The organism is Pusillibacter faecalis (genome assembly GCF_018408705.1).
Classification (GTDB): Bacteria; Bacillota; Clostridia; order Oscillospirales; family Oscillospiraceae; genus Oscillibacter; species Oscillibacter faecalis.
Window position 1 is genome coordinate 1,835,661 of the sequence record NZ_AP023420.1, and the last position, 22,894, is coordinate 1,858,554.

Below are 22,894 nucleotides of genomic sequence, written 5' to 3' on the forward strand. Positions count from 1 at the left end.
GTATTTACAGAAAATTCAACACCCGCAAGGGCTGAGCAGGTATAATACAACCATAAACATACAATACTGGGAGGGAACGCCATGGGCCGTAATATTCTGGTGGTAGAGGATGATCGCAATATCTCTGATCTGATTCAAATGTATCTGGTGAAGGAGGGATTCGACGTCCGCATCGCCGGCGATGGCGGGAAAGCGATTGAAGAGTTCCAAAAGGAAGTTCCGGATTTGATTTTGCTGGACATTATGCTGCCGGTCGTGGATGGCTGGACGGTCACAGCGAAAATCCGGGAGACCAGCAAGGTGCCGATCATCATGTTGACTGCCAAGAGTGAGGTTTTTGACCGTATTCAGGGCCTGGAGATGGGAGCTGACGACTATATTGTAAAGCCCTTTGAAATGAAGGAGCTGATTGCCCGGATCAATGCCGTACTGCGGCGAACGGAGATTCCCAACGACACCAGTAAGCGGCTGACCTTTGATAAGCTCTCGATTGACCTGGACTCCTACGAGCTGATTGTGGACGGAAAAAAGGTGGACACGCCGCCCAAGGAACTGGAGCTTCTCTACCATCTGGCGGCCACACCCAACCGGGTCTACACCCGCAACCAGCTGTTGGACGAGGTGTGGGGCTTCGATTATTTCGGAGATAGCCGCACAGTGGATGTCCATATCAAGCGCCTGCGGGAGAAGATTGAAAATGTATCTGACCAGTGGGCGCTGAAAACAGTCTGGGGTGTGGGCTATAAGTTTGAAACAGCCAATCCCCGGACGGAAAAGGCGGAAGGATGAAGAGGCTCAAAAGGCAGTTTCAGGGCTTATATTGGCGGCAGCTGTATGTGACAGCCGGCACCGTGATGCTGACACTGTTGTTATTGGGCGCATCCTTTTTTGCCCTGAGCTATAACTATGCGAGAAACCAGAGGAGCGATGAGATCATTGCTCAGGCCAAGGTTATGAGCCAGCTTTCAGTCAGCTATCTGGAGACTGGGCGGTATCTCACCATGGAGGAGCTGCGCAGCGATCCGGGCTTTCAGCAGCTGGCGTCCTTCGCAGCAATGGTGTCCGACGTGGATTTTATGATCTGCGATGAAGAGGGCCATGTGCTGCTGTCCACGGATGAGACCTTGGACGGCAGGGTACTGACTATGCCGGCGGATATGACGCGCAGCATCATGGAGGAGGGGTCCTCCTCCCGGCGGGACGATCTGGACGGTCTGTATCAGAGCAAGCGCTTTGTGGTGGGCGTGCCTGCCGTGAATTCTGAGACGCTGGCAGTGGTGGGCGAGGTGTTTGCCGTGGCTACTATGACGTCTCTTGATACCATGTGGCGTGGGTTTGTGGGATTGTTTTTTATGACCTCCTTTGTTTCGTTGATGATTGCATTCATGTCCGCCTCCATCGCGGCTATGCGCCAGGTGAAGCCGATCCGGGAAATGGCTCAGGCCACCCGGCTGTATGCCGAGGGGGACTTTGACGTGCGCATGCGGGACTATGGCCGCAACGATGAGGTTGGGGAGCTGGCGGCCTCCTTTAATAATATGGCTGAGAGCTTACAGCAGACGGAGCGGCAGCGGCGGGAGTTCATCGCCAACATCTCCCATGAGCTGAAAACCCCCATGACAACCATTGCCGGTTATACAGACGGCATTCTGGACGGCACGATCCCGCCGGAAAATGAGCGCAGGTATCTGCAGATTATCTCCAACGAAAGCCGGCGCCTTTCCCGCATGGTCCGCCGGATGCTGGATGTAAGCCAGCTGCAGGCCATTGACCCGCTGCGCGGCGGCAACCATTTTGATATCTGCGAGAGTATGCGCCGGGTATTGATCTCCATGGAGCAGAAGATCAATGACCGGCATCTGGACGTGGATGCCGACATCCCGGAGGAGCCGATTCTGGTTCTGGGCGACAATGATATGATTACCCAGGTGATCTACAATCTGTTAGAAAACGCCACAAAGTTTGCGCGGGAGGGCACCGCGCTGTATCTTGGCATTACAGCCATCGACGGGAAGGCCCGGGTGACGGTTCGGAATCTGGGAGACACGATTCCGGCGGATGAGCTGCCGCTGCTGTTTGAGCGGTTTCATAAGAGCGACAAGTCCCGCAGTGAGGACAAGGACGGCGTGGGCCTGGGGCTCTACATCGTCAAGACGATCTTGGAGCAGCATAAAGAAAAAATCAATGTGACCAGTGAAGACGGAGTGACGACATTCACCTTCTCTCTGGCCATGGAGTGAGGTTGCATGGAGGAACGAGAGCAGAGGGAGGGCCGGCTTCCCAATGAAGTGGTGGAGACCTACCGGCGTCCCCGCGTGCAAAGACTGCCGGGGGAGCAGGTTTTCACATACCGGCGGCCCATGCCTCTGGATGCCGAACTGGCCAGAGCGGTTCTGCCCGTATGCGGGCAGGGGCCGAATCGCAAGCCAGACGCCCCACAGCTGCGGCGCCGACGCAGGAGAGGGCTGTGGATTTTTCTGGCCTGCTTTGTCGGCATTGTGGTGCTGGCAGCCGTCTCACTGCTGCTGGAGCGGCGGCTGGGGCCGATCCTGGGAGACTCCTTTGAGCAGTATTACGACGAGCTCCCTGTGAGGGAGAACTCCGGAGAGATTACCATCCCGCTTTGGGCCGGCGAAGGGAACAGCTCTTTGACGGTAGCTGCGGAGCATGGGGAAACGGTCACGGCACAGGAGATCTATCAGCAGGTGAACCCGGCGGTGGTGATGGTTCTGGCACAGCTGGAGGATGGGACGTCCGTTGGAACAGGCGTCATCTTCTCCTCAGACGGATATATCCTGACCAACTACCACGTCTTGGAGGGTGGCTCCCGATGCTGGGTGGTACTGGACACCGGCTATCAATGCTCGGCTTGGTATGTAGCCGGAGATGAGGACCACGATTTGGCAATCTTGAAGGTGGACGAGACGGAGCTGCCCACGGCGGAGTTTGGTGACTCTGATCTTCTGACCGTAGGGGATCAGGTTTACGCCATTGGAAACCCATTGGGTGTGGAGCTGCGGGGAACCCTGACGGACGGCATTGTTTCTGCCATCGACCGGGATGTGATGGTGGACGGACGGGTTATGACCCTGATTCAGACCAACGCCGCACTGAACTCCGGAAATTCAGGCGGTCCGCTGATCAATGCCTATGGACAGGTTGTGGGGATCAATGTGATTAAAATGACTTCTGAGTACTCCAATGTGGAGGGGCTGGGCTTTGCCATTCCCTCCGCCTCACTGGAGCGGATCGTCAACGACCTTCTTACCTGGGGCGAGTCCCAGCCGGAGCCTCAGCTGGGTGTGACAGTGCTGCAGGCGGGGGTAGAGATCTCTGAGGGGACATGGGGCCTGGAGGTGATTGAGGTAACTGCAGGCTCTGCCGCTGCGGAGGCCGGCATCCAGGAGGGGGACTATCTTCTCTCCGCCAATGGAGAGCCGCTGCGAAGCAGCCGGGATCTGCTGCGAGTACGCCGCCACTGCTATGTGGGAGACGAGTTGCCCGTGGTTTTGTGGCGGGACGGGCAGCGGATTGAAGTGGTTTTGCGGCTGTAGGAGTGTGTCTGGGATTCGATAGAAAAGCGCCCATGGGGAAACCCCATGGGCGCTTTTACCGTGCGCGGACGCCAGTGCAGGTTTCCCGCGCGGAGAGCTGAAAACGGTGGCCGGTGCTGAATCGTCTCGCGGAGCCGGCGCGATGGGGGAGTGTTCCCGCACGATCATGGGTGGAGAGAACCGAGGGGACCTACATTCCCTCTCGTGCTATGGAGACCGCGGCAAGCACAGAAAAAGCAGAAGTGATCCTCACTCCTGCTTTTTTTGCGGCCAGATGAGGGAGATGCCGGAGAGCAGCAGATACACGCCAAAGGGCTTGCGCAGAATCTCAACATCAAGATTCGTTGCGATCCAGGCACCAAGAAGAGCTGCGACCACGGCAATGGGAACAGCGGATTTCAAGGTGGGCTTGTCCAGGTATCCGCTCTTGGCATGGCAGATGAGAGCGCTGATGGCGGTGGGCAGGAAAAACAGCAGGTTGATGCCCTGCGCGGTCCGCTGATCCACGTTCAAAAACAGTGTCATCACCAGCAGCAGCAGCGTTCCGCCGCCTACGCCCCAGGCGGAGATGATGCTGGCACCCAGGCCGCAGAGAAAGGGTAACAGCCAATCCGTCACAGCAGATACTTCACCCCCGCGTAAAAGAGAAAAGCGGCAAATAGCCACTTGAGAAACTTGGTGGAGACTTTGCCATATAGTTTACCGCCTAGAAAGCCGCCGATCAGCCCGCCGGCAAGATACGGAAGCGCCGTCAATAGGGACACGCCGCCCCGAAAGATATATACGGCGGCGGATACCAGACACACCGGGAAAATCACACCCACACAGGTGGCGTACAGCTTCCGCTGCTCCAAACGGCCAAAGCGGGAGAGAATCGGGAGAAAGACCATACCGCCGCCTCCGCCAAAAAGACCATTGGCAAGGCCCGCCGCACCCCCCGCGATCTGTGCCGGCCAGTTCATGTTCATCGCTCCGCCTCCTTTGAAGAATATGGAAAGGAGTCCTGGGGAGGCGTTTTCCTCAGGACTCCCAGCTGGTTATTTCAGCTTAAAGCTCTGGCAGTCGGTGCACTCCACCATGGTGGGGTTGGCCTCGTGAGTGCCGACAGTGATGCTGGTCAGACCACAGTAGTCCTGATTCTGGCAGTGGTGGGCGCAGTTGTTCACAGTGCACTTGATGCTCTGGTTCGGGGTGCAGTCACAGCCGCTATTGGTGCATGCATTAGACATGATAAAATCCTCCTGCGTGAAAGATATTGGCGTTTCGCCAATGCTATTGTGTGCGGAGGAGAAGAAACTATGTGCCGCTTTTTTGCGTTGCATGGCAGTAAAAAATGCCAGCTTATGCTGGGCTGGCACGCGATCAAACATGGAGCTGGGGATATAGGAACCATCCCTTTTAAGGAGATCTGTGGAAAATCATGGCGCAGGCCTGACACCGCGGCAAAAGGAAAACGGGAAGCAGCGAAGCTCCCCGTTTTTTGCTTTAAAGCCCAAGGATTGCCGATGCAAACTGAAAGTAGATCAGCAGAGAAATGGCATCCACAATGGTGGTGATAAAAGGCGAGGCCATCACTGCCGGGTCAAAGCCAATTTTCTTAGCCAGCAGAGGCAGTGTACACCCCACCAGCTTGGCGCAAAGAACCGTGCAGACCATGGTGGAGCAGATCACTGCTGCCACCGGAATGGTGACAAGCTGGTTGTGGAACAGCAGCCGGTCCACCAGCATCAGCTTGACAAAATTCGCTGCTGAGAGAGCCACGCCGCAGATCACGGCAACGCGAATTTCCTTCCAGATCACCTGCAGCAGATCGGAAAACTCGATCTCATTCAAGGAGATGCCGCGGATCACGGAAACACTGGCCTGAGAACCGCAGTTGCCGCCGGTGTCCATCAGCATGGGGATATAGGCGGTGAGAATGGTGGCTGCCGCCAGAGCATTCTCAAAGGTGGAGATGATCTGACCGGTGAAGGTGGCCGAGATCATCAGCAGAAGCAGCCATGGAATCCGGGCCTTAAAGGTTTCAAAGATTCCTGTTTTCAGGTAGGGCTTGTCAGAGGGCAGCATGGCCGCCATCTTCTCAATGTCCTCAGTGACCTCCTCCTGCAAAACATCCATGGCATCGTCCACAGTGATGATACCAACCAGCCGGTTTTCCTGATCCACCACTGGCAGGGCCAGAAAGCCGTATTTGCTCAGAGATCGAGCCACAGCTTCCTGATCATCCAGAGTCTGGACGGAGATGATGTTGGTCTGCATGATGTCATGGATGACGTCGTCTTCCTCGCTCAGCAGCAGCGTCCGAATGGACAACAGGCCCAGCAGGTGGCGCCCGTCGTCAATGACATAGCAGATGTTGATGGTCTCCTTGTCAGGGCCAGTGCGGCGGATGCGCTTCAGGGCGTCCTCCACCGTCATAGTCTCCTTTAAATCCACGAACTCCGTGGTCATAATGCTGCCGGCGGAGTCATCCGGATACTTCAAAATCTCGTTGATGCTCTTACGGGTGTCAGGGTCGGAGTGCTGCAGAATGCGCTTGACTACAATGGCGGGCATCTCCTCCACAATATCCACGGTGTCGTCCAGATACAGCTCATCCAGCACCTCCTTGAGCTCGGTGTTGGAGAAGCTGCGGATCAAAATCTCCTGCTCGTCGGAATCCAGCTCTACAAACACCTCTGCTGCCAGCTCCTTGGGGAGCAGACGGAACATCAAGGGAACCTTATCGTCCATTTCCTCGCACAAAGCGGCAATATCTGCTGCCTCCAGGGGGAGCAGAAGGTCCCGCAGATGGGCATACTGTTTTCGTTCCAGATCATCCTCAATTTTTTTCAGCAGCTCTGTCCGCTCGTTTTCCAGTTCAAACATCCCGCGTGACCTCCTCTCTTTCTCCATAAAATAATCCCAGCCGCCTCATCCGATACGACTGGGAGAGTCCTCTGTAGCCAGAAGACGTGCGCAACCGTTCAAGCTTTAGCCTCACAAGGCGGTGAAATCGCATTAGATGATACCTTCGTGTTCGATATCGCCTGTTCAAACCATCTGATGATGTCTCCATCATTTCGCGGCAGCGATCCATATCCCTGTGGTAGCCTTACCTACCGGACGTGATTTTATGAACTGATTTCCTATGCTGTCTTTGTTTATATTATGCTAAAAAAGAGGGCCTGTCAACCGGTGAAGGCAAATGAACGGCAGAATTTTACAAAGCTTTCATCCAGCAGGCATGATATTTCAAAAACAGGCTGTGTACGATTCTGACCTGGAACACCGATGGGCAAAGTCACCATCGGAGGAGCCTGGAATGCACGGCATCTAAGCTACAGATTGGTCCGGCTGGCCTGGGGGGCTGCTTCTTTTTTGACATGATACTCCATGATGCGCTCCCCCTTGGTGTCGTACCTTCCGTTAAAACAAAAACCAATCCGCTGATAGAGCTGGATGGCTCCTGTATTGTCCCCGTACACACTCAGATATATCGTATCCTTCCCATATTCTGTACTGAGTCTATCAAGCAGGGCAAGCACAGCCTGTCCCCCATACCCTTTGTGCTGATACCTTTTGTCAATGAGGAGCCTGTCTAACCAGAGCTCTCCAAGCTCTGGGAAAAACCCATACATTGCAAAGCCGATCAGTGTACTGCCATCATAAATGCCAACAGGACGCCACAGGTCCAACGCATCTGCTTCCTGCAAACACGCGCTGACGCTCTCAATAAAACCGGACTGCTCGGAAAAAATCTCCAGCTTTTCAATCTCTGTTCGGTTGCTGGGAGTGACCTCTTCAAAATGGAGTTGTGAAGTGCTTTTCATGTGATTTTGATCCTCCTGAATTTTCCGTGAACGGGATATTGAAATTTTAGCATGTGAAATGCTGTGGGATGCCTTGTGGAACCGGCTCTCTGTCTCTGCTCAAGAGAGATTCCCTCCGCTGTATTTGCTGGGACACGGGGGGGATTCCCCCTGTGCGAATGGGAGAGATGCTTGTGCGATCCACAAAAACATGATATAATACCTTGTTAACCTGCATGGGGCAGGCAGGGCGGAAGGAGGGGCCTATGGGCATCCACGACGGACATAGAGAGAAGATGCGCGCCCGCTTTTTGACAAGCGGGCTGGATGGCTTTGCAGATCACGAGGCCCTGGAACTGTTGCTGTATTACGCGATTCCGCGGCAGGACACCAACCCCATCGCCCACGCCCTGATGGAACGCTACGGCTCTCTCTCCGGTGTGATGGCGGCGCCGATTGAGGACCTGCAAAAGGTCAAGGGCATCGGAGAGAACGCCGCGATCCTCCTGAAGATGGTGCCCCGGCTGTGCCACAAGGCTCGTCTGGCAGATGCCCACCGTCAGGAGCTGGTCCTCAACACCGCCGCCCGGGCGGGGGCCTATCTGATGGAGCACTTTGCTGGGGAAACCCATGAGGTGATTTATGAGCTGTGCCTGGACCGAAAGGGGAAACTCCTGGTATGCAAGCGGCTGGGAGAGGGCGGCATCAGTTCTGCGCCGCTGGACGTGCGCAAGCTGGTGGAGAATGCCATCCTCAACAATGCCAGTTCGGTGATCTTGGCCCACAATCACCCCAGCGGCGTGGCAGCCCCCTCACCAGAGGATTTCGCAGCCACGGAGCAGGCCCAGGCGGCCCTGGAGACGGTGCAGATCGCCCTCTCAGACCACATCATTGTCGCGGATCGGGATTTCGTCTCATTTTCAGAGAGCGGGTATCTCTCGCGGCCGTAGAGTGAAGCGCGTAAAAGCGGCCCCGCGGACGGGGCCGCCTGAGAGATGTGCCTACGCCTTGCCTAACCTCTGCCGAATGGCCGCACGAACAGCCTCTAGGTCGCTGCTGCACAGCACCGGCAAGAAGGCGGCGAGAGACTCCGGTTCGAAATCCCACCACCGCAGCTCCAGCAACAGCTCTGTCAGCTCCGGGTCAAAGCGTTTGCGGATCTCCCGAGCTGGGTTGCCGCCTGCCAGCGTATAGGCGGGCACATCTCGGGTCACAACGGAGTAAGCGGCCACAATCGCGCCATCGCCGATGTGGACGCCGGGCATGACCACGCTCTCCCGCCCAATCCACACGTCGTTTCCAACTACGGTGTCCCCTTTGAAGGGGAGCTGGGAGAGGTGGGGCGGGGTGTTGGCCTCCCACGCACCCCCAAAAACGTTGAAAGGGTAAGTGCTGATGCTGTCAAGGCGGTGGTTGGCACTGCCCATGATGAACTGCACGCCGCTGGCCAGGGCGCAGAACTTGCCGATGATCAGCCGGTCCCCGAACTCCGGCCAGTTGAAGAGGACGTTGTTCCGCTCAAAGGCGGTGGGGTCTACAGGATCATCGTAATACGTGTAATCGCCCACGAAAATATTCGGGGCAGAGATAGCATTTTTCAAAAAGCAGGACGTGTGATAGGCGTTGGGAAATAAGACGTCCGGGCTTGGAATGTTGTTCATGAAATCCTCCTGTTTATTATTGAGATATCACCTCCTGGTTGTTGGCAGATACCGTGGCGACGGCCCGCTTTTTCCGTATATTTTTCATCTCAATCAGCCTCTCAGTATGATTGGTTTATCTTACACCGGCATCCATGAAATCCAACGTGCCGCTTCCCGCCATGCGCTGTTGCAGTGCATGACTCAATCGGTGTAAAATTGCTGTGCTGGGGCCATTCTACCATAGAGGACCGCGCCTTGCAAGAACACTTGCCGAATATAGAACAAATGTTTGCAATTTGCCCCCCGCTGTGTTATGCTAAGCAGGAGAATTGAGTGCGTGCTTGCCCGCAGGGCAACGCCTGAAGTTTAAACCATGAGTGGAGTTGGACTATGCCGAAATTTGAAGTCGTTTCCGATTACCAGCCCTCCGGAGACCAGCCGGAGGCCATCGCGGCCCTGGCGGAGGGCATTGAGAACGGACTCAAGGAGCAGATTCTGCTGGGCGTCACCGGGTCCGGCAAGACCTTCACAATGGCGAAGGTGATTGAGAAAATCCAGCGGCCAACCCTGGTGCTGGCCCACAACAAGACTCTGGCCGCGCAGCTGTGCGCCGAGTTTAAGGAGTTCTTCCCCAACAATGCGGTGGAGTATTTCGTCTCCTACTACGACTACTACCAGCCGGAGGCATATATCCCCCACACAGATACCTATATCGCCAAGGACGCCTCCACCAACGACGAAATTGACCGTCTGCGTCTCTCAGCCACCTGCGCGCTGTTGGAGCGGCGGGATGTGATCGTGGTCTCCTCCGTCTCCTGTATCTATGGCCTGGGCGAGCCGGACGATTTTGCGAAGCTCGTAGTATCCCTGCGGGTGGGCGCGGAGTGGGACCGGGACGAGCTGCTGCGGCGGCTGGTGGAGATCCGCTACGAGCGCAACGACATCGCCTTTGAGCGTAATATGTTTCGGGTCCGAGGGGATACGGTGGAGCTCTACCCCGCCTACTACCGGGACCACGCCATCCGAGTGGAGTTCTTTGGCGACGAGATCGACCGCATCAGCGACTTTAACCCCGTCACCGGCGCTGTAAACCGGGTGCTGAACCACATCGCCATCTACCCTGCCAGCCACTATGTCACCACCAAGGATAAAATGGACAAGGCCATCGGGGAGATCCGCAGGGAGCTGGAGGAACAGGTCCAATTCTTTACAGATAATAACCAGCTGGTGGAAGCCCAGCGCATCCGCCAGCGGACGGAGTACGACATGGAGATGATGGCGGAGCTGGGCTACTGCTCCGGCATTGAGAACTACTCCCGCATCATCTCCGACCGGCCCGCCGGGTCCGCGCCCATGACGCTGCTGGACTTCTTTCCGGATGACTTCGTGCTCTTCGTGGACGAGAGCCACGTGACGCTGCCTCAGGTGCGGGCTATGTACAACGGCGACCATGCCCGGAAGGACTCCTTGGTGAAGTATGGCTTCCGCCTGCCCTGCGCCTATGATAACCGTCCTTTGAAATTCGAGGAGTTCGAGGAGCGGATCGGCCAGGCGGTGTTTGTCTCCGCAACGCCCGGGCCCTATGAGCGGGAGCGGGCGGACCAGGTGGTGGAGCAGGTGATTCGCCCCACGGGTCTGCTGGACCCCCGGGTGGAGGTCCGCCCCGTCACCGGCCAGATTGACGATCTGATGGATGAAATCCGCGCCCGGGCCGCGAAAAACGAGCGGGTACTGGTGACAACCCTCACCAAGAAGATGGCGGAGGACTTGACAGAGTACTTCAAAAACGTCGGCATCCGGGTGCGATACATGCACTCGGACGTGGAGACCATTGAGAGGATGGAGATCATCCGAAATCTGCGGCTGGGCGAGTTTGATGTGTTGGTGGGCATCAACCTCCTGCGGGAGGGCCTGGACCTGCCGGAGGTCTCTCTGGTGGCCATTCTGGACGCGGACAAGGAGGGCTTCCTCCGGTCCGAGACCTCGCTGATTCAGACCATCGGCCGTGCTGCCAGAAACGCGGAGGGCCTGGTCGTCATGTATGCCGACGAGATCACCCCCTCCATGCGCTCGGCCATCGACGAAACAGAACGCCGCCGCACGCTTCAGGACGCCTATAACCAGGCCCACGGCATCGTGCCCAAGACCATCATCAAGGGCGTTCGGGAGATTTTGGAGATTTCCAAGACCGCAGAGGAGGAGACCGCCCGCGCCCGCCGGAAGCGCAAGCTCACGGACCAGGAGCGGGCGGCAGAGATCGCCAAGCTGGAAAAGGAAATGAAGGAAGCCAGCAAGATGCTGGAATTCGAGTATGCGGCGGTTTTGCGGGACCGCATCATCGAGCTACGGGGGGAAAAGTGATTGAGGCGTCTTTTGGACCTCCGCCCAACAAGAAACCAGCCAATATTCTCATAAGACCACAGAAAGAGAGACCTTATGAAGAAAATTCAAGACCTGAAATGTCTGAATGGACTGACGCTGAAGCTGCTGGCCATGGCGCTGATGCTCTGCGATCACATGTGGGCCACCGTTGTGCCCGGGGGCCAGTGGATGACAAACTTGGGCCGGCTGGCCTTTCCCATCTTTGCCTTCCAGATCGCGGAAGGCTATGCCAGGACCCACAATTTTAAGCGGTATCTGGGGCGGATGTTCCTCTTCGCCCTGATCTCCGAGCTTCCCTTTAATCTGATGACCGGCGGGGGTCTGCTGTTTCCCTTCCATCAAAATGTGATGTTCACCTTTTGTCTAGCCCTGCTGATGCTGCGGCTGGCGGACCTGGGCAGGGCCAGAGGACCGGTGTGGCATGGGCTTTCCATCGTGGTGGCCTGCGGCCTTGGGTGGCTGCTGGGCACTTTGGCCATGGTGGATTATTCTGGCGCAGGCGTGTTGATGGTGATGCTGTTTCATCTGACCCGGAGCCTGCCCTGGGGCTGGCTGGTCCAGTTAGGCGGCATGATCTTCCTCAATGGCGTGTTGCTCGGCGGTATGCAACTGGAGGTGTCCCTATTCGGCTTGGAGCTGACCCTCCCACAGCAGGGGTTGGCTGTGCTGGCGCTGATCCCTATCTGGCTCTATAACGGCAGACAGGGACCTTATAACCGGCTGGTCCAGTACGCCTGCTACGCCTTCTATCCGCTCCATATCTTGGTGCTGGCGGTGCTGTGGCTGTACGTGCTTTAAGAGGGAGGCGTTCCAATGGCGAAGCAGAAGCAGGAAAAGACCAATGTGATGCGGATTCTGGACCAGAAAAAAATTCCCTACACCGCCCATTTCTATGATGAGAGCCAGGGGCCGGAGGGTACCCGGGAATACGGCGTCCACGTGGCGGCGGCGCTGGGACAGGACCCGGCCCGGGGGTTTAAGACCCTGGCGGCCCGGGGCGCGTCCAAAGGAATTTATATCTTCGAGGTGCCGGTGGCGGAGAGCTTGGATTTGAAAAAGGCGGCCAAGGCGGTGGGAGAGAAGTCCATCGAGCTTTTGCACGTGAGTGAGATCAACGCCATCACCGGCTACATCCGGGGCGGCTGCTCCCCGGTAGGGATGAAGAAGCAGTACCCCACGGTGTTCCACGAGACCGCGCTGGACTATGACACCATCTACATCTCCGGCGGCAGGATCGGCGCCCAGGTGGAGCTGGCGCCCCGGGCGCTGTTAGAGCTGCTGGGGGCATCCACGGCGGATATTATCGTGAGCTAAGGCGAGACCCAGGGGCAGTCCCAGGGCGAAGGCGTCGGTGGACCACTGGAGGTAGCGGTCAAAGATCAACTCCTCCAGGTGGCGGCGGGTGTCCTCGCTAAGGGAGAGCTGTTCCAGTTGGGAGAGGATTTCCTCGTCATTGTAGAAATGGCCTATGTCTCTCAGCAGTGGGGCGGCGTAGCCGGTAAGGAGCTTTTCATAGAGAGGATTCATGGAATCACCTCGAATACAATATTAAAAGATGTATGCCAAGGAGATCTAGGCAATGGAGACCTTGAAAATTTTAGGGCAGAGGCTTCGGGAGCTAAGGAAGGAACGGAAGCTGTTCCGACGGGATCTTGCAGAACTTTTAGAGATCACATTGCCCCATTATCAGCGTATAGGACGGGGAATTGTGAACATTCCAACCTTGACACTCTGCACCCTGGCGGATTACTATGGGGTGACGACCGATTATCTGCTGGGCCGTTCTGAGGAACGGGGGACTCTGCCATGATGATGACTGGTTAATGCACGGTCCAAAAGAAAAAATGTCGGCGCGAACTTGCACCAACGCGCAAGTTCGCTTAAGTACGGGAGAGGTCTGAATCGGTGCTGACGGGTTGAGAGGTCTCCTACCAGCTCGCGCAGCCCCCCTCCCTTGTGATCATCCGGCTCCTGCGTGTTCGGCTTGGCGGAAACCTCGTTAGAGGTTCCGGATGCCTTGTTCTTCTCTTTCCGCTGGCGCTACCCCGGTGCTTTTGGGGTGGCCTCCAGCCACCGCCAGGGTAGCGCCAGCGGAAAGAGAAGAAAGTCGATTCGACAAGCACCAACCAATCTTCCACCGCACCCTACACGCGGGGAAGTCTGATTCAAATGCCAGAAACCGGCGCGAGCCGGCAGAGGATGCCCGATCCTAGGCGGCACATATTCAGAAGACCCCCGTATTAAGCAAATTTGCACGAACGTGCAAGTTTGCGCAAAGCGTCTTTTCTTTTGGACCGTGCACGGCCCGTTTTCTTTTCGGCAAGACGAAAAGAAAATGGGGGGTGCATTCCCACGATTACCGGGAACTTACAGCACGGATTTGAATTAAAGGAGACCCCTCTCTATGCAGGATAAGATCATCGTAAAAGGCGCTCGCGCCAACAACCTCAAAAACATTGACGTTACAATCCCCCGGGACAAGCTGGTGGTGATGACGGGCCTCTCTGGCTCCGGCAAGAGCTCCCTGGCTTTTGACACGATCTATGCCGAGGGCCAGCGGCGGTATGTGGAGTCCCTGAGCTCCTATGCCCGGATGTTCCTGGGGCAGATGGACAAGCCGGACGTGGACTATATCGAGGGTCTCAGTCCCGCCATCTCCATTGATCAGAAGACTACCAGCAAGAACCCCCGGTCCACCGTGGGGACGGTGACGGAGATTTACGACTACCTGCGTCTGCTCTGGGCTAGAATTGGAACCCCTCACTGCCCCAAGTGCGGCAAGGAGATCCGCCAGCAGACCATTGACCAGATCATTGACCAAGTGATGGCCCTGCCGGAGGGCACCCGCATCCAGGTGATGGCCCCGGTCATCCGGGGCAAGAAGGGGGAGCATACCAAGATTTTCGAGGATGCCAAGCGCTCCGGTTATGTCCGGGTCCGGGCGGATGGAAATCTCTATGAGCTGGACGAGGAGATCAAACTGGAGAAGAACAAGAAACACTCCATTGAAATCGTGGTGGACCGGCTGATTATCCGTCCCGACATCCAGCAGCGCCTTACCGACAGTGTGGAGACCGCCTCCGGCCTCTCCGGCGGGCTGGTGGTCGTCAACCTGCTGCGGGAGGAGCGGGATTTGATGTTCTCCCAGAACTACGCCTGCGAGGACTGCGGCATCTCTATTGAGGAGCTGACGCCGCGGATGTTCTCCTTCAATAACCCCTATGGCGCCTGTCCCACCTGCACGGGGCTTGGCAGTCAGCTCAAGGCGGACCCGGACCTGATCGTGCCGGAGAAATCCATTTCTATTCTGGACGGGGCGATTCAGGCCAGCGGCTGGGGGAATATCCGCTCCGACGGCATTTCCCGCATGTATTTCGATGCCCTGGCGAAGAAGTATCACTTCTCCCTCTCCACTCCCTGGGAGGATTTGACAGAGGAGGTGCGGGACATCGTTCTCTACGGCACGAAAGGGGAAAAGCTGGAGCTGCACTACGACCAGCCCCGGGGCAAGGGTGTGCTGTACCAGCCCTTTGAGGGCATCTGCAACAACGTGGAGCGGCGTTACAAGGAGACCCAGAGCGACGCCAGCAAGCGGGAGCTGGAAGAGGTAATGGCGGATTGCCCCTGCCCGGAGTGCAGGGGGAAGCGGCTGAAGAAGGAGTCCTTGGCGGTGACTGTGGGAGACAAGGACATCGACGCTCTGACTCGCCTCTCCGTGACGGAGGAGCTCACTTGGGTGGGCCGGCTGGAACTCACAGACCAGCAGCACCTGATCGCAGACCGCATTTTAAAGGAGATCAATGCCCGGCTGGGCTTTTTGCAGTCCGTGGGCCTGGGGTACCTGACCCTCAGCCGGGCCGCCGGGACCCTCTCCGGCGGCGAGAGCCAGCGCATCCGGCTGGCCACTCAGATCGGTTCCAGCCTGATGGGAGTGCTCTATATCCTGGACGAGCCATCCATCGGACTCCACCAGCGGGACAACGACAAGCTGCTTGCGACCTTGAAGAGCCTGCGGGACATGGGCAACACCCTGCTGGTGGTGGAGCACGACGAGGACACCATGCGGGAGGCAGACTACCTCATCGACATCGGCCCCGGCGCCGGCATCCACGGCGGCGAGGTGGTGGCTGCCGGTACGCCGGCGGAGGTCATGGCCAACCCCAAGAGCCTTACGGGACAGTATCTCTCCGGGAAAAAGAAAATCCCCGTCCCGGCGGAGCGTCGGAAGGGGAACGGAAAGGTATTGAAAGTCGTGGGCGCGGCGGAAAACAATCTGCGCCATGTGGATGTGGAGTTCCCTCTGGGGACGTTTACCGTGGTTACAGGAGTCTCCGGCAGCGGCAAGAGCTCCCTGGTGAATGAGATTCTTTTCAAGCGCCTGGGAGCGGAGCTGATGCGGATGAAGGTCCATCCCGGCAAATGCGACCGGATTGAGGGCATCGAGTATCTGGACAAGGTGGTGGATATCGACCAGAGTCCCATCGGGCGAACGCCCCGCTCCAACCCCGCCACCTATACCGGGCTTTTCAACGATATCCGGGATCTCTTCGCTTCCACCCAGGAGGCCAAGAGTCGAGGCTACGGCCCGGGCCGGTTTAGCTTCAACGTCAGGGGCGGCCGATGCGAGGCCTGCTCCGGCGACGGCGTGCTGAAAATTGAGATGCACTTTCTGCCGGACATCTTCGTTCCCTGCGAGGTGTGCAAAGGCAGGCGCTATAACCGGGAGACCTTGGAGGTTCACTACAAGGGCAAAAACATCGCCGATGTGCTGGACATGACCGTGGACGAGGGCGTGGAGTTCTTCTCCGCCCTGCCAAAGCTGCGGGGCAAGCTCCAAACCCTTCAGGACGTGGGCCTTGGGTATGTGAAGCTGGGTCAGCCCTCCACGGAGCTCTCCGGCGGCGAGGCCCAGCGGGTGAAGCTTGCAACGGAGCTGAGCAAGATCGCCACCGGCAAGACCATCTATATCCTGGACGAGCCCACCACGGGTCTTCACACCGACGATGTGCGCAAGCTTCTGGAGGTGCTCCAGCGGCTGGTGGATAATGGGAACACTGTGGTTGTCATCGAACATAACCTGGACGTCATTAAATGCGCCGACCACCTCATTGACCTAGGCCCGGAGGGCGGCGACGGCGGCGGCACGGTGGTTGTCACCGGCACGCCGGAGGAGGTGGCGGCCTGCAGCGACAGTTACACGGGGCAGTATTTGAAGAAGATGCTGCCATAATAGCGGGATTCTATCGGCAAAGCCGGTATCCCTGCGCCTAATAGGCGAAAAAAGTATTGCTTAACAAAAGAAAGTTGAGGATCACCTGATGTCAAATATCAAACAAGTCGCCATGATTACTGTCTGCGGCCGGCCCAATGTGGGCAAATCCAGCCTCACCAACGCATTGGTGGGGGAAAAGGTAGCCATTGTCTCCAACAAGGCCCAGACCACCCGCAACCGCATCTATGGCGTGGTGAACCGGGAGGACACGCAGTATATCCTCCTGGACACGCCTGGCCTCCACAAGCCCAAATCCGCCCTGGGGGAGTATATGGTGAAGGTGGTGACCTCCAGCCTCTCGGACGTGGACTGCGCGCTGCTGCTGGTGGAGCCGATTGCCCACGTGGGCGCGCCGGAGCTGGCGCTGATCGAGCGCATCCGGGAGGAGAAAATCCCCTGTATCCTCTGTATCAACAAGATCGACACCTTGGAGCCGTCTGCGCTGCTGCCAGTGATCGCTGCCTACAACCAAGCCTGGGACGGTTTTGAAGCTATTATCCCCATCTCCGCCCACACGGGAAGCGGCCTGGACGAGCTGCTGGGGGAGCTGCACAGGTACGCTCAGGAGGGCCCTCAGCTCTTCCCGGACGGCCAGACCAGCGACCAGCCGGAGCGGCAGGTGATGGGGGAGATCATTCGGGAGAAGCTGCTGCTGTGTCTGGACAAGGAAATTCCCCACGGCACTGCCGTGGAGATTACAAAGTTCTCCGAGCGGGAGAGCGGCATGGTGGATGTGGATGCGGTGATCTATTGTGAGAAGGCCAGCCACAAGGGGATCATCATCGGCAAGCAGGGGGCGATGCTGAAGAAGGTCAGCACCCTGGCTCGCCAGGACATGGAGAAATTCATGGGGACAAAGGTATATCTGGAGACCTGGGTGAAGGTCAAGGAGAACTGGCGGGATAATGTCAATTATGTCAGAAATTTCGGCTATCATGACGATTAAAGCCGGATGGGAGCATGTTGCAACAGATACGGCCACGATAAGCGCGGCTGCAAGAATTTGGGAACCTGCTTTGGGATGATGCATTTTGTTTGAACATGCAGGAAGAGGAGCAGAGCCCCTGATCCCGACGGTATGAGGCGTGTGAATAAAAAGGATTAGATTGGAACGGGGTTTTGTGGAGTATGAGAACATGAGGCTGCTGCTGAGCGACGCGCCGCTGCCAGCAGGGCTGCCGATCCGGAAGAACTGGCATTATCTGGATTTGAATCAGTTGCGGATTGCAAATTGCAGGGGCTGCTTTGGATGCTGGGTCAAAACACCGGGACGGTGTGTGATCCGGGATGACGCCGTGAGCGTATATCCACTGATTGCTCGCAGCAGCGATTTGATCTATGTGAGCCGCATTTTCTGCGGCTCCTATGATGTGCCGATGAAAACCATGCTGGAGCGGTCTATTCCTGTGCAGCAGGCGTTTATCCGCCTCTATCATGGAGAGACGCACCACATGCAGCGTGCGGTGGTGGAAAAGGACGCGGTAATTCTGGCCTACGGCGACACGGGAGTGGAGGAGCAGGCAATCTTTCGGGAACTGGTGGCACGAAACGCCCATAATATGTTGTTTCGGAGCTGGAGAGTTCGCTTTATTGGGGAGGAAGAGCTGTCTTCGGCCATTACGGAGGAGGTGCACAAATGGGAAGGCTCCTGATTGTTAATGGCAGCCCTCGGGCACCCCGCTCAAACTCCAGGCGATATATTGAGTACCTTCTTCAGAACTGGAAAGGAGCGGCAGACCAGTATGCCGCCGTGTCCGGCGGGCCGGTTTCCTTTGAGCTATATACAGATCTACTGTTGGTGTTTCCCCTTTATGTGGACGGCGTGCCGGCAGTACTGCTCCCATTTCTCAAGACCCTCGCGGCATGGGACGGTACACCCCGTCCCCGCGTTCATGTATTGGTGAACTGCGGCTTTTTAGAGCCGGAGCAGAATCAGGTGGCAGTGAAGATGGTGCGGTTTTTCTGCAAGAGATACGGCTTTCCCTGGGGGATGACGCTGCGGATCGGCTCTGGAGAGGCGATTCTGGACACACCTTTCGCCTGGTTTGCGCACCGGGGCATCCGGCGTCTAGCCGCAGGGATGCAGAGTGGGCGAAGCGAGGTGGTTTCTGTGCGGATGCCGCTGAGCAAGGCACTGTTTGTACGGGCCTCCACGCGCTATTGGAGCGGCTACGGGGCAAAAAATCATATGACTGCCGAACAGATGCGGACCATGGAAATTGAGGGCAGAGATTTCCAGACATAGCTTTCGACGGATTTCGCAGAATACCCTTGTAAGGAGGGGCTGCATGAAACCGGAGACAATTTGGGAGTTATTTTGCCGAACGGGCGAACCGCTGGTATATCTCATATATCAGGCTGCCCGCAGCGGGATGTAGGGGAGCCATGCTCCCTGTACATAATAAGGAGGGCAGCGTGGCACTCACACCATACATGGTAATCAAAGGCGTGGTGCTCCGTGAGACGGAGACCAAGGAGGCCGACAAGATTCTGACGCTTCTGACAGCAGAGCGAGGCAAACTCTCTGTGATCGCGCGGGGAGCCCGGCGAAAAAGCTGCCGGTATGCCGCCTGTGCTCAATCTTTGGCCTATTCGGAGTGGACGCTCTATCATAAGGGAGGATGGTATTATGCCAATGAGGGGACGACCCTCGCGCTCTTTGACGGCCTGAGGGCAGACCTGGACGCCATGTCGCTGGGCTTTTACTTCGCGGAGCTGACAGAGGCTGTCACCACAGAGGAGTCTGCAGCGGAGGAGTTGCTGCGGCATCTGCTCAACGGCTTGTACGCCCTTTCTGCTTTACACAGGCCCCTTGCACTGGTCAAAGCCGCGTTTGAATGGAAGCTCCTCTCCCTTGCGGGCTATGAGCCGCTGGTGGATAGCTGCGCTTACTGCGGCTGCCCAGAGCCTTTAAAACCGATGCTGGACGTAGTACAAGGCGTGCTGCGGTGCCAGAGCTGTGGTGCGCACGAGAGTACTCTCTCCATGCCGCTTTGCCGGGATTCGGTGGCCGCACTGCGGCATATCGTATATGGAGATCCCAAGCGGCTGTATTCCTTTACCGTGGGGGAGGAGGCCTTGGGTCGTCTTGCCGGCGCGGCTGAGGCATTTGTAGCCGTGCAGCTGGAACGGAGATTCCAGACCTTGGATTTTTATAAAAGCCTTCAGCCTATGAAAGAATTGTCGAAATAAATTACAATTTGTATTATTTTGCCTGATATTACGAAAAGGAGTATGCCATGCAAGAATTTATGTTTGGACATTATCGCCTTTCCGTAGATGTGGAAGCTACCCGCGCCTATTACGCAGCCCACCCGGAGTCCTGGATTACCTGCGAATGTGAGGGGTGCCGGAATTTTGCGGCGGCGTTGGGGACGCTTCCCCGGGCGGTGGTGGATTTTTTTAAAGCCATGGGCCTGGACCCCGCCAAGCCGGCGGAGCTGTGCTATTACCAGGGGACGGAGCAGGACCTCTCCGGTGGCGGATGGTATCATCTGGCGGGCACGGTGTTGGAGGGTTCTTCCCAGTCGGGGGACTGCGAGGTGTTTCCGGCGGGCTGGTACGATCTGGCAGAGGGCTTCTCCGTGGGGTTTAAAAATAGCTGCGACCTGCTGCCGGACGACTTTCCCCGTCCTTGCTTCCAGATGGAGTTCAACCACCAGATGCCCTGGGTGCTAGAGGTTCCCAATCCCTATATCTATGAGTGACCATCAAGGGAAACCACTTAACAGGAGAATGAGCCATGAGCGAGTTATTTGACAAATCCATTCGCACCCTGGAGCTGCCCCGGGTGCTGGCGCTGCTCTCCGATCAAGCCGTCAGCGCCGAGGCCCGGGAGCGGGCACTGCGTGTGCGCCCGGAGACGGAGACGGAGGAGGTGCTGCGCCTGCTGGACCAGACTGACGCCGCTAGGACCATGATCGGACTGCATGGCAGCCCCTCTTTTTCCGGAGTACGACCGGTGGCGGAGGCCCTGGAACGGGCCGACCGAGGCGGCGCCCTGAACAACCGAGAACTGCTGATCATTGCGGACCTCTTGACCGCAGCCCGGAGAGCCCGGGAGTATTTCAACGCAGACGCAGCGGAAAAGACTGCCATCGACCACCTGTTTTTATCCCTTCATGGCAACCGTTTCCTGGAGGAGAAGATCAAGCGGTGCCTTCCTGATGAGGACACGGTGGCGGATGCCGCCTCTTCAGAATTGGCGGACATCCGCCGCCACATGCGGGCAGCCCAGGCCAAGAGCCGCCAGATTTTGCAGAAAATCATCTCCTCGCCCACCTATGGGAAGATTCTGCAGGAGACCATCATCACCCAACGGGACGGCCGGTTCGTGGTCCCGGTGAAGGCGGAGCACAAGGGGGATCTGCCAGGGCTGGTTCACGACGTCTCTGCCACCGGCGCCACGCTGTTCGTGGAGCCCATGGGGGTGGTCCAGGCCAACAATGAGTACGTAGAACTGGAGGCCAAGGAGCAAAAGGAGATTGAACGGATTCTGGCAGAGCTTTCTGCAGAGGCGGCGGCCCACCGGGAGGATATCCAGTGGGATTATGACACGCTGGTTCATCTGGACTTGATTTTTGCTCGGGGCCAGCTCAGCTACCGGATGAATGGCGTGCGGCCGGAGATCCGCAGAGATGGAGCCATTCATCTCCGCAAGGCCCGCCATCCGCTGCTGGACCCGAAGAAGGCGGTCCCCATTGACCTGGAGCTGGGGGAGAGCTTTGACACCTTGGTAATCACCGGTCCCAACACCGGCGGAAAAACCGTGAGTCTCAAAACGCTGGGGCTTTTGACGCTGATGGTCCAGTGCGGACTCCATATTCCGGCGGCGGACCGCAGCGCCGTCTCCGTCTATGAGCGGGTGCTGGCGGACATCGGCGATGAGCAGAGCATTGAACAGAGCCTCTCTACCTTCTCTGCCCATATGGTGAACATCGTGGCCATCCTGAAGGAGGCGGACCGGCGGAGCCTTGTGCTCTTTGACGAGCTGGGGGCCGGCACAGACCCGGTGGAGGGCGCGGCGCTGGCTATCGCCGTCATCCAGCAGGTCCGGCAGGCGGGGGCCCGGGTAGCGGCCACTACCCACTACGCGGAGCTCAAGACCTTCGCCATGACCACGGCGGGGGTGGAGAACGCCTCCTGCGAGTTCGACGTGGAGACGCTGAGCCCTACCTACCGGCTGCTGATCGGCATCCCCGGCAAATCCAACGCCTTTGCCATCTCGCAGCGCTTGGGACTGCCAGAGACCGTGATCACGGCGGCGAAAGAGCAGATGAATGGGGAGAGCGTCCGCTTTGAGGATGTCCTCACCCAGCTGGAGGCGAAGCGCCAGGCCCTGGAAAAGCGGGAGCAGGAGGCGGAGCGGCTCTACCGCCAGCGGGAGGAGGACGCCCGGAAGGCCAGAGAGTTTCGGGAGCAGATGGAGCGGGCCAAGGAGAACGCCCGCAGCCGGGGCGAGGCGGAGGCCAAGCGGATTCTCCGGGACGCCCGGACTGCGGCGGACCAGGTTTTCAGCGAGCTGAGCGAGATGCGCAAGGCCCAGGCGAAGGCAGAGCGGAGCATGAATGAAAACGAGGCCCGTGCCGCCCTGCGCAGGCGGCTGAACGAGGCGGAGGAGGCTGTCAGCAAGCGCGACGCACGCCAGGAGCCAATTCCAAAGCCCAGCCGCCCTATCCGCAAGGGGGATCTGGTGGAACTGCCCGGCGTGAAGACGCCGGCGGAGGTTGTGTCCGTGGGGAGCGACGGAATGCTGCAGCTCAAGGCCGGCATCTTGAAGATGAAGGCTCGGGCCGACGAGGTGCGGCTCATTGAGGACGACGAGCGGGCTGCCAGGAAAAAGCAACCCCCTGTGCCCATCCGGCAGAGCGCAGGTCGGGCCCTGCGCTCTTCGGCCGCCCGGGAGCTGGACATCCGCGGTCTGGAGACCTTGGAGGCTGAGGGGGTCGTGGAGAACTTCCTCTCCGCCGCCGTCATGGGCAAGCTGGAGACAGTGGTCATCATCCACGGCAAGGGCACCGGCGCGCTGCGCAAGGCCGTACACGACATCCTGCGGCGGAACAAGGCCGTGAAGAGTTTCCGCCTGGGCGTCTACGGCGAGGGAGAGAGCGGTGTCACCGTTGTCACCTTGAAATAGAACTTTATTCCTGGCAGGCATGCGCCTGCCAGGAGTGAGACGGATTTTGGAAGAAAAGAAAAATTAGGGCTTGACTTTCTCTCGCTCTTTTCGTATAATAATAACGCTGTTCACCA

General features: G+C 57.8%; 22 protein-coding genes and 1 riboswitch. Of the genes, 15 read left to right on the top strand and 7 right to left on the bottom strand.

Translation table 11 applies throughout. The features are described from left to right. Positions 1-81: 81 nt before the first annotated feature. The 3 genes from KJS55_RS09180 to KJS55_RS09190 are packed head-to-tail and all read left to right on the top strand — an operon-like array spanning position 82 to position 3,554. The gene (locus KJS55_RS09180; RefSeq protein WP_187031554.1) at positions 82-789 is read left to right on the top strand and encodes a response regulator transcription factor; all 708 of its coding nucleotides are present in this window, start codon (positions 82-84) and stop codon (positions 787-789) included. After that, complete coding sequence (locus KJS55_RS09185; RefSeq protein ID WP_187031556.1) at positions 786-2,240, top strand: sensor histidine kinase; 1,455 nt, start codon at positions 786-788, stop codon at positions 2,238-2,240. Before KJS55_RS09180 ends, KJS55_RS09185 begins: the two co-directional genes overlap by 4 nt. Before the next feature lie 6 nt (positions 2,241-2,246). Beyond that, complete coding sequence (locus KJS55_RS09190; protein ID WP_213543203.1) at positions 2,247-3,554, top strand: S1C family serine protease; 1,308 nt, start codon at positions 2,247-2,249, stop codon at positions 3,552-3,554. Positions 3,555-3,803: 249 nt separating this feature from the next. Here KJS55_RS09190 and KJS55_RS09195 read toward each other — a convergent pair whose 3' ends face one another. The 5 genes from KJS55_RS09195 to KJS55_RS09215 all read right to left on the bottom strand — a co-directional run bounded on the left by KJS55_RS09195 (position 3,804) and on the right by KJS55_RS09215 (position 7,366). Beyond that, positions 3,804-4,172, bottom strand: a complete 369-nt coding sequence (locus KJS55_RS09195; protein ID WP_213543204.1) for a sulfite exporter TauE/SafE family protein — start codon at positions 4,170-4,172, stop codon at positions 3,804-3,806. After that, entirely contained in the window at positions 4,169-4,522 is a 354-nt protein-coding gene (locus tag KJS55_RS09200; protein ID WP_187031562.1) for a TSUP family transporter, read from the bottom strand. Before KJS55_RS09200 ends, KJS55_RS09195 begins: the two co-directional genes overlap by 4 nt. A 69-nt stretch (positions 4,523-4,591) precedes the next feature. Further along, the gene (locus KJS55_RS09205; protein WP_187031564.1) at positions 4,592-4,783 is read right to left on the bottom strand and encodes a DUF1540 domain-containing protein; all 192 of its coding nucleotides are present in this window, start codon (positions 4,781-4,783) and stop codon (positions 4,592-4,594) included. Between the two features lie 256 nt (positions 4,784-5,039). Then, on the bottom strand, positions 5,040-6,422 hold the full coding sequence (gene mgtE, locus KJS55_RS09210; protein ID WP_187031566.1) for a magnesium transporter: 1,383 nt from the start codon (positions 6,420-6,422) through the stop codon (positions 5,040-5,042). Between the two features lie 80 nt (positions 6,423-6,502). Beyond that, positions 6,503-6,667: riboswitch (M-box (ykoK) riboswitch) on the bottom strand. Positions 6,668-6,874: 207 nt separating this feature from the next. Continuing rightward, positions 6,875-7,366 carry a GNAT family N-acetyltransferase gene (locus KJS55_RS09215; RefSeq protein WP_213543205.1) on the bottom strand — a complete coding sequence of 164 codons (492 nt, stop codon included), beginning with the start codon at positions 7,364-7,366 and terminating at the stop codon, positions 6,875-6,877. Between the two features lie 245 nt (positions 7,367-7,611). Between KJS55_RS09215 and KJS55_RS09220 the strand changes: the two genes are divergently transcribed. After that, on the top strand, positions 7,612-8,295 hold the full coding sequence (locus KJS55_RS09220) for a JAB domain-containing protein (RefSeq protein ID WP_187031570.1): 684 nt from the start codon (positions 7,612-7,614) through the stop codon (positions 8,293-8,295). 51 nt (positions 8,296-8,346) lie between these two features. Here the strand turns inward: KJS55_RS09220 and KJS55_RS09225 are convergent, their stop codons facing one another. Next, positions 8,347-9,006: a CatB-related O-acetyltransferase gene (locus KJS55_RS09225; protein ID WP_213543206.1), complete on the bottom strand. Its 660-nt coding sequence runs from the start codon at positions 9,004-9,006 to the stop codon at positions 8,347-8,349. 372 nt (positions 9,007-9,378) lie between these two features. On the opposite strand from KJS55_RS09225, the gene uvrB reads away from it, so the two are divergent. The 3 genes from uvrB (at position 9,379) to ybaK (ending at position 12,684) form a co-directional block, all read left to right on the top strand. Further along, a complete protein-coding gene (gene uvrB, locus KJS55_RS09230; protein ID WP_213543207.1) occupies positions 9,379-11,349 on the top strand; it encodes an excinuclease ABC subunit UvrB in 1,971 nt (656 codons plus the stop codon). A 75-nt stretch (positions 11,350-11,424) separates the two neighbouring features. After that, positions 11,425-12,168, top strand: a complete 744-nt coding sequence (locus KJS55_RS09235; protein ID WP_213543208.1) for a TraX family protein — start codon at positions 11,425-11,427, stop codon at positions 12,166-12,168. A gap of 15 nt (positions 12,169-12,183) precedes the next feature. After that, a complete protein-coding gene (ybaK, locus tag KJS55_RS09240; protein ID WP_213543209.1) occupies positions 12,184-12,684 on the top strand; it encodes a Cys-tRNA(Pro) deacylase in 501 nt (166 codons plus the stop codon). On the opposite strand, the gene KJS55_RS09245 is transcribed toward ybaK, so the two are convergent. Continuing rightward, entirely contained in the window at positions 12,640-12,897 is a 258-nt protein-coding gene (locus tag KJS55_RS09245) for a hypothetical protein (protein ID WP_213543210.1), read from the bottom strand. The genes ybaK and KJS55_RS09245 overlap by 45 nt on opposite strands. Positions 12,898-12,949: 52 nt before the next feature. Here KJS55_RS09245 and KJS55_RS09250 point away from each other — a divergent pair, with 52 nt between their 5' ends. The 8 genes from KJS55_RS09250 (at position 12,950) to KJS55_RS09285 (ending at position 22,778) form a co-directional block, all read left to right on the top strand. After that, positions 12,950-13,180 (top strand): helix-turn-helix domain-containing protein, encoded by a 231-nt coding sequence (locus tag KJS55_RS09250; protein ID WP_213543211.1) that lies wholly within the window; start codon positions 12,950-12,952, stop codon positions 13,178-13,180. 594 nt (positions 13,181-13,774) lie between these two features. Then, positions 13,775-16,600: an excinuclease ABC subunit UvrA gene (gene uvrA, locus KJS55_RS09255; protein WP_213543212.1), complete on the top strand. Its 2,826-nt coding sequence runs from the start codon at positions 13,775-13,777 to the stop codon at positions 16,598-16,600. 88 nt (positions 16,601-16,688) lie between these two features. Further along, positions 16,689-17,588 carry a GTPase Era gene (era, locus tag KJS55_RS09260; RefSeq protein WP_187031585.1) on the top strand — a complete coding sequence of 300 codons (900 nt, stop codon included), beginning with the start codon at positions 16,689-16,691 and terminating at the stop codon, positions 17,586-17,588. 190 nt (positions 17,589-17,778) lie between these two features. Further along, positions 17,779-18,294, top strand: a complete 516-nt coding sequence (locus KJS55_RS09265) for a flavodoxin family protein (protein ID WP_187031587.1) — start codon at positions 17,779-17,781, stop codon at positions 18,292-18,294. Further along, on the top strand, positions 18,279-18,887 hold the full coding sequence (locus KJS55_RS09270; protein ID WP_213543213.1) for a hypothetical protein: 609 nt from the start codon (positions 18,279-18,281) through the stop codon (positions 18,885-18,887). The genes KJS55_RS09265 and KJS55_RS09270 overlap by 16 nt, the downstream gene beginning before the upstream one ends. A gap of 170 nt (positions 18,888-19,057) precedes the next feature. After that, positions 19,058-19,834 carry a DNA repair protein RecO gene (gene recO, locus KJS55_RS09275; protein ID WP_228300502.1) on the top strand — a complete coding sequence of 259 codons (777 nt, stop codon included), beginning with the start codon at positions 19,058-19,060 and terminating at the stop codon, positions 19,832-19,834. 47 nt (positions 19,835-19,881) lie between these two features. Further along, positions 19,882-20,349: a hypothetical protein gene (locus KJS55_RS09280; protein ID WP_213543215.1), complete on the top strand. Its 468-nt coding sequence runs from the start codon at positions 19,882-19,884 to the stop codon at positions 20,347-20,349. A gap of 35 nt (positions 20,350-20,384) precedes the next feature. Then, entirely contained in the window at positions 20,385-22,778 is a 2,394-nt protein-coding gene (locus KJS55_RS09285; RefSeq protein ID WP_213543216.1) for an endonuclease MutS2, read from the top strand. Positions 22,779-22,894: the final 116 nt, after the last annotated feature.

Coding starts and splice junctions, on each gene's coding strand:
- KJS55_RS09285 (WP_213543216.1), top strand. CDS start 20,385: ATGAGCGAGTTATTTGACAAATCCATTCGCACCCTGGAGCTGCCCCGG.
- uvrB (WP_213543207.1), top strand. CDS start 9,379: ATGCCGAAATTTGAAGTCGTTTCCGATTACCAGCCCTCCGGAGACCAG.
- mgtE (WP_187031566.1), bottom strand. CDS start 6,422: ATGTTTGAACTGGAAAACGAGCGGACAGAGCTGCTGAAAAAAATTGAG.
- KJS55_RS09185 (WP_187031556.1), top strand. CDS start 786: ATGAAGAGGCTCAAAAGGCAGTTTCAGGGCTTATATTGGCGGCAGCTG.
- KJS55_RS09245 (WP_213543210.1), bottom strand. CDS start 12,897: ATGAATCCTCTCTATGAAAAGCTCCTTACCGGCTACGCCGCCCCACTG.
- KJS55_RS09250 (WP_213543211.1), top strand. CDS start 12,950: ATGGAGACCTTGAAAATTTTAGGGCAGAGGCTTCGGGAGCTAAGGAAG.
- KJS55_RS09205 (WP_187031564.1), bottom strand. CDS start 4,783: ATGTCTAATGCATGCACCAATAGCGGCTGTGACTGCACCCCGAACCAG.
- KJS55_RS09200 (WP_187031562.1), bottom strand. CDS start 4,522: ATGAACATGAACTGGCCGGCACAGATCGCGGGGGGTGCGGCGGGCCTT.
- uvrA (WP_213543212.1), top strand. CDS start 13,775: ATGCAGGATAAGATCATCGTAAAAGGCGCTCGCGCCAACAACCTCAAA.
- ybaK (WP_213543209.1), top strand. CDS start 12,184: ATGGCGAAGCAGAAGCAGGAAAAGACCAATGTGATGCGGATTCTGGAC.
- KJS55_RS09180 (WP_187031554.1), top strand. CDS start 82: ATGGGCCGTAATATTCTGGTGGTAGAGGATGATCGCAATATCTCTGAT.
- KJS55_RS09270 (WP_213543213.1), top strand. CDS start 18,279: ATGGGAAGGCTCCTGATTGTTAATGGCAGCCCTCGGGCACCCCGCTCA.
- KJS55_RS09220 (WP_187031570.1), top strand. CDS start 7,612: ATGGGCATCCACGACGGACATAGAGAGAAGATGCGCGCCCGCTTTTTG.
- KJS55_RS09190 (WP_213543203.1), top strand. CDS start 2,247: ATGGAGGAACGAGAGCAGAGGGAGGGCCGGCTTCCCAATGAAGTGGTG.
- KJS55_RS09280 (WP_213543215.1), top strand. CDS start 19,882: ATGCAAGAATTTATGTTTGGACATTATCGCCTTTCCGTAGATGTGGAA.
- KJS55_RS09235 (WP_213543208.1), top strand. CDS start 11,425: ATGAAGAAAATTCAAGACCTGAAATGTCTGAATGGACTGACGCTGAAG.
- KJS55_RS09265 (WP_187031587.1), top strand. CDS start 17,779: ATGAGGCTGCTGCTGAGCGACGCGCCGCTGCCAGCAGGGCTGCCGATC.
- KJS55_RS09225 (WP_213543206.1), bottom strand. CDS start 9,006: ATGAACAACATTCCAAGCCCGGACGTCTTATTTCCCAACGCCTATCAC.
- KJS55_RS09215 (WP_213543205.1), bottom strand. CDS start 7,366: ATGAAAAGCACTTCACAACTCCATTTTGAAGAGGTCACTCCCAGCAAC.
- era (WP_187031585.1), top strand. CDS start 16,689: ATGTCAAATATCAAACAAGTCGCCATGATTACTGTCTGCGGCCGGCCC.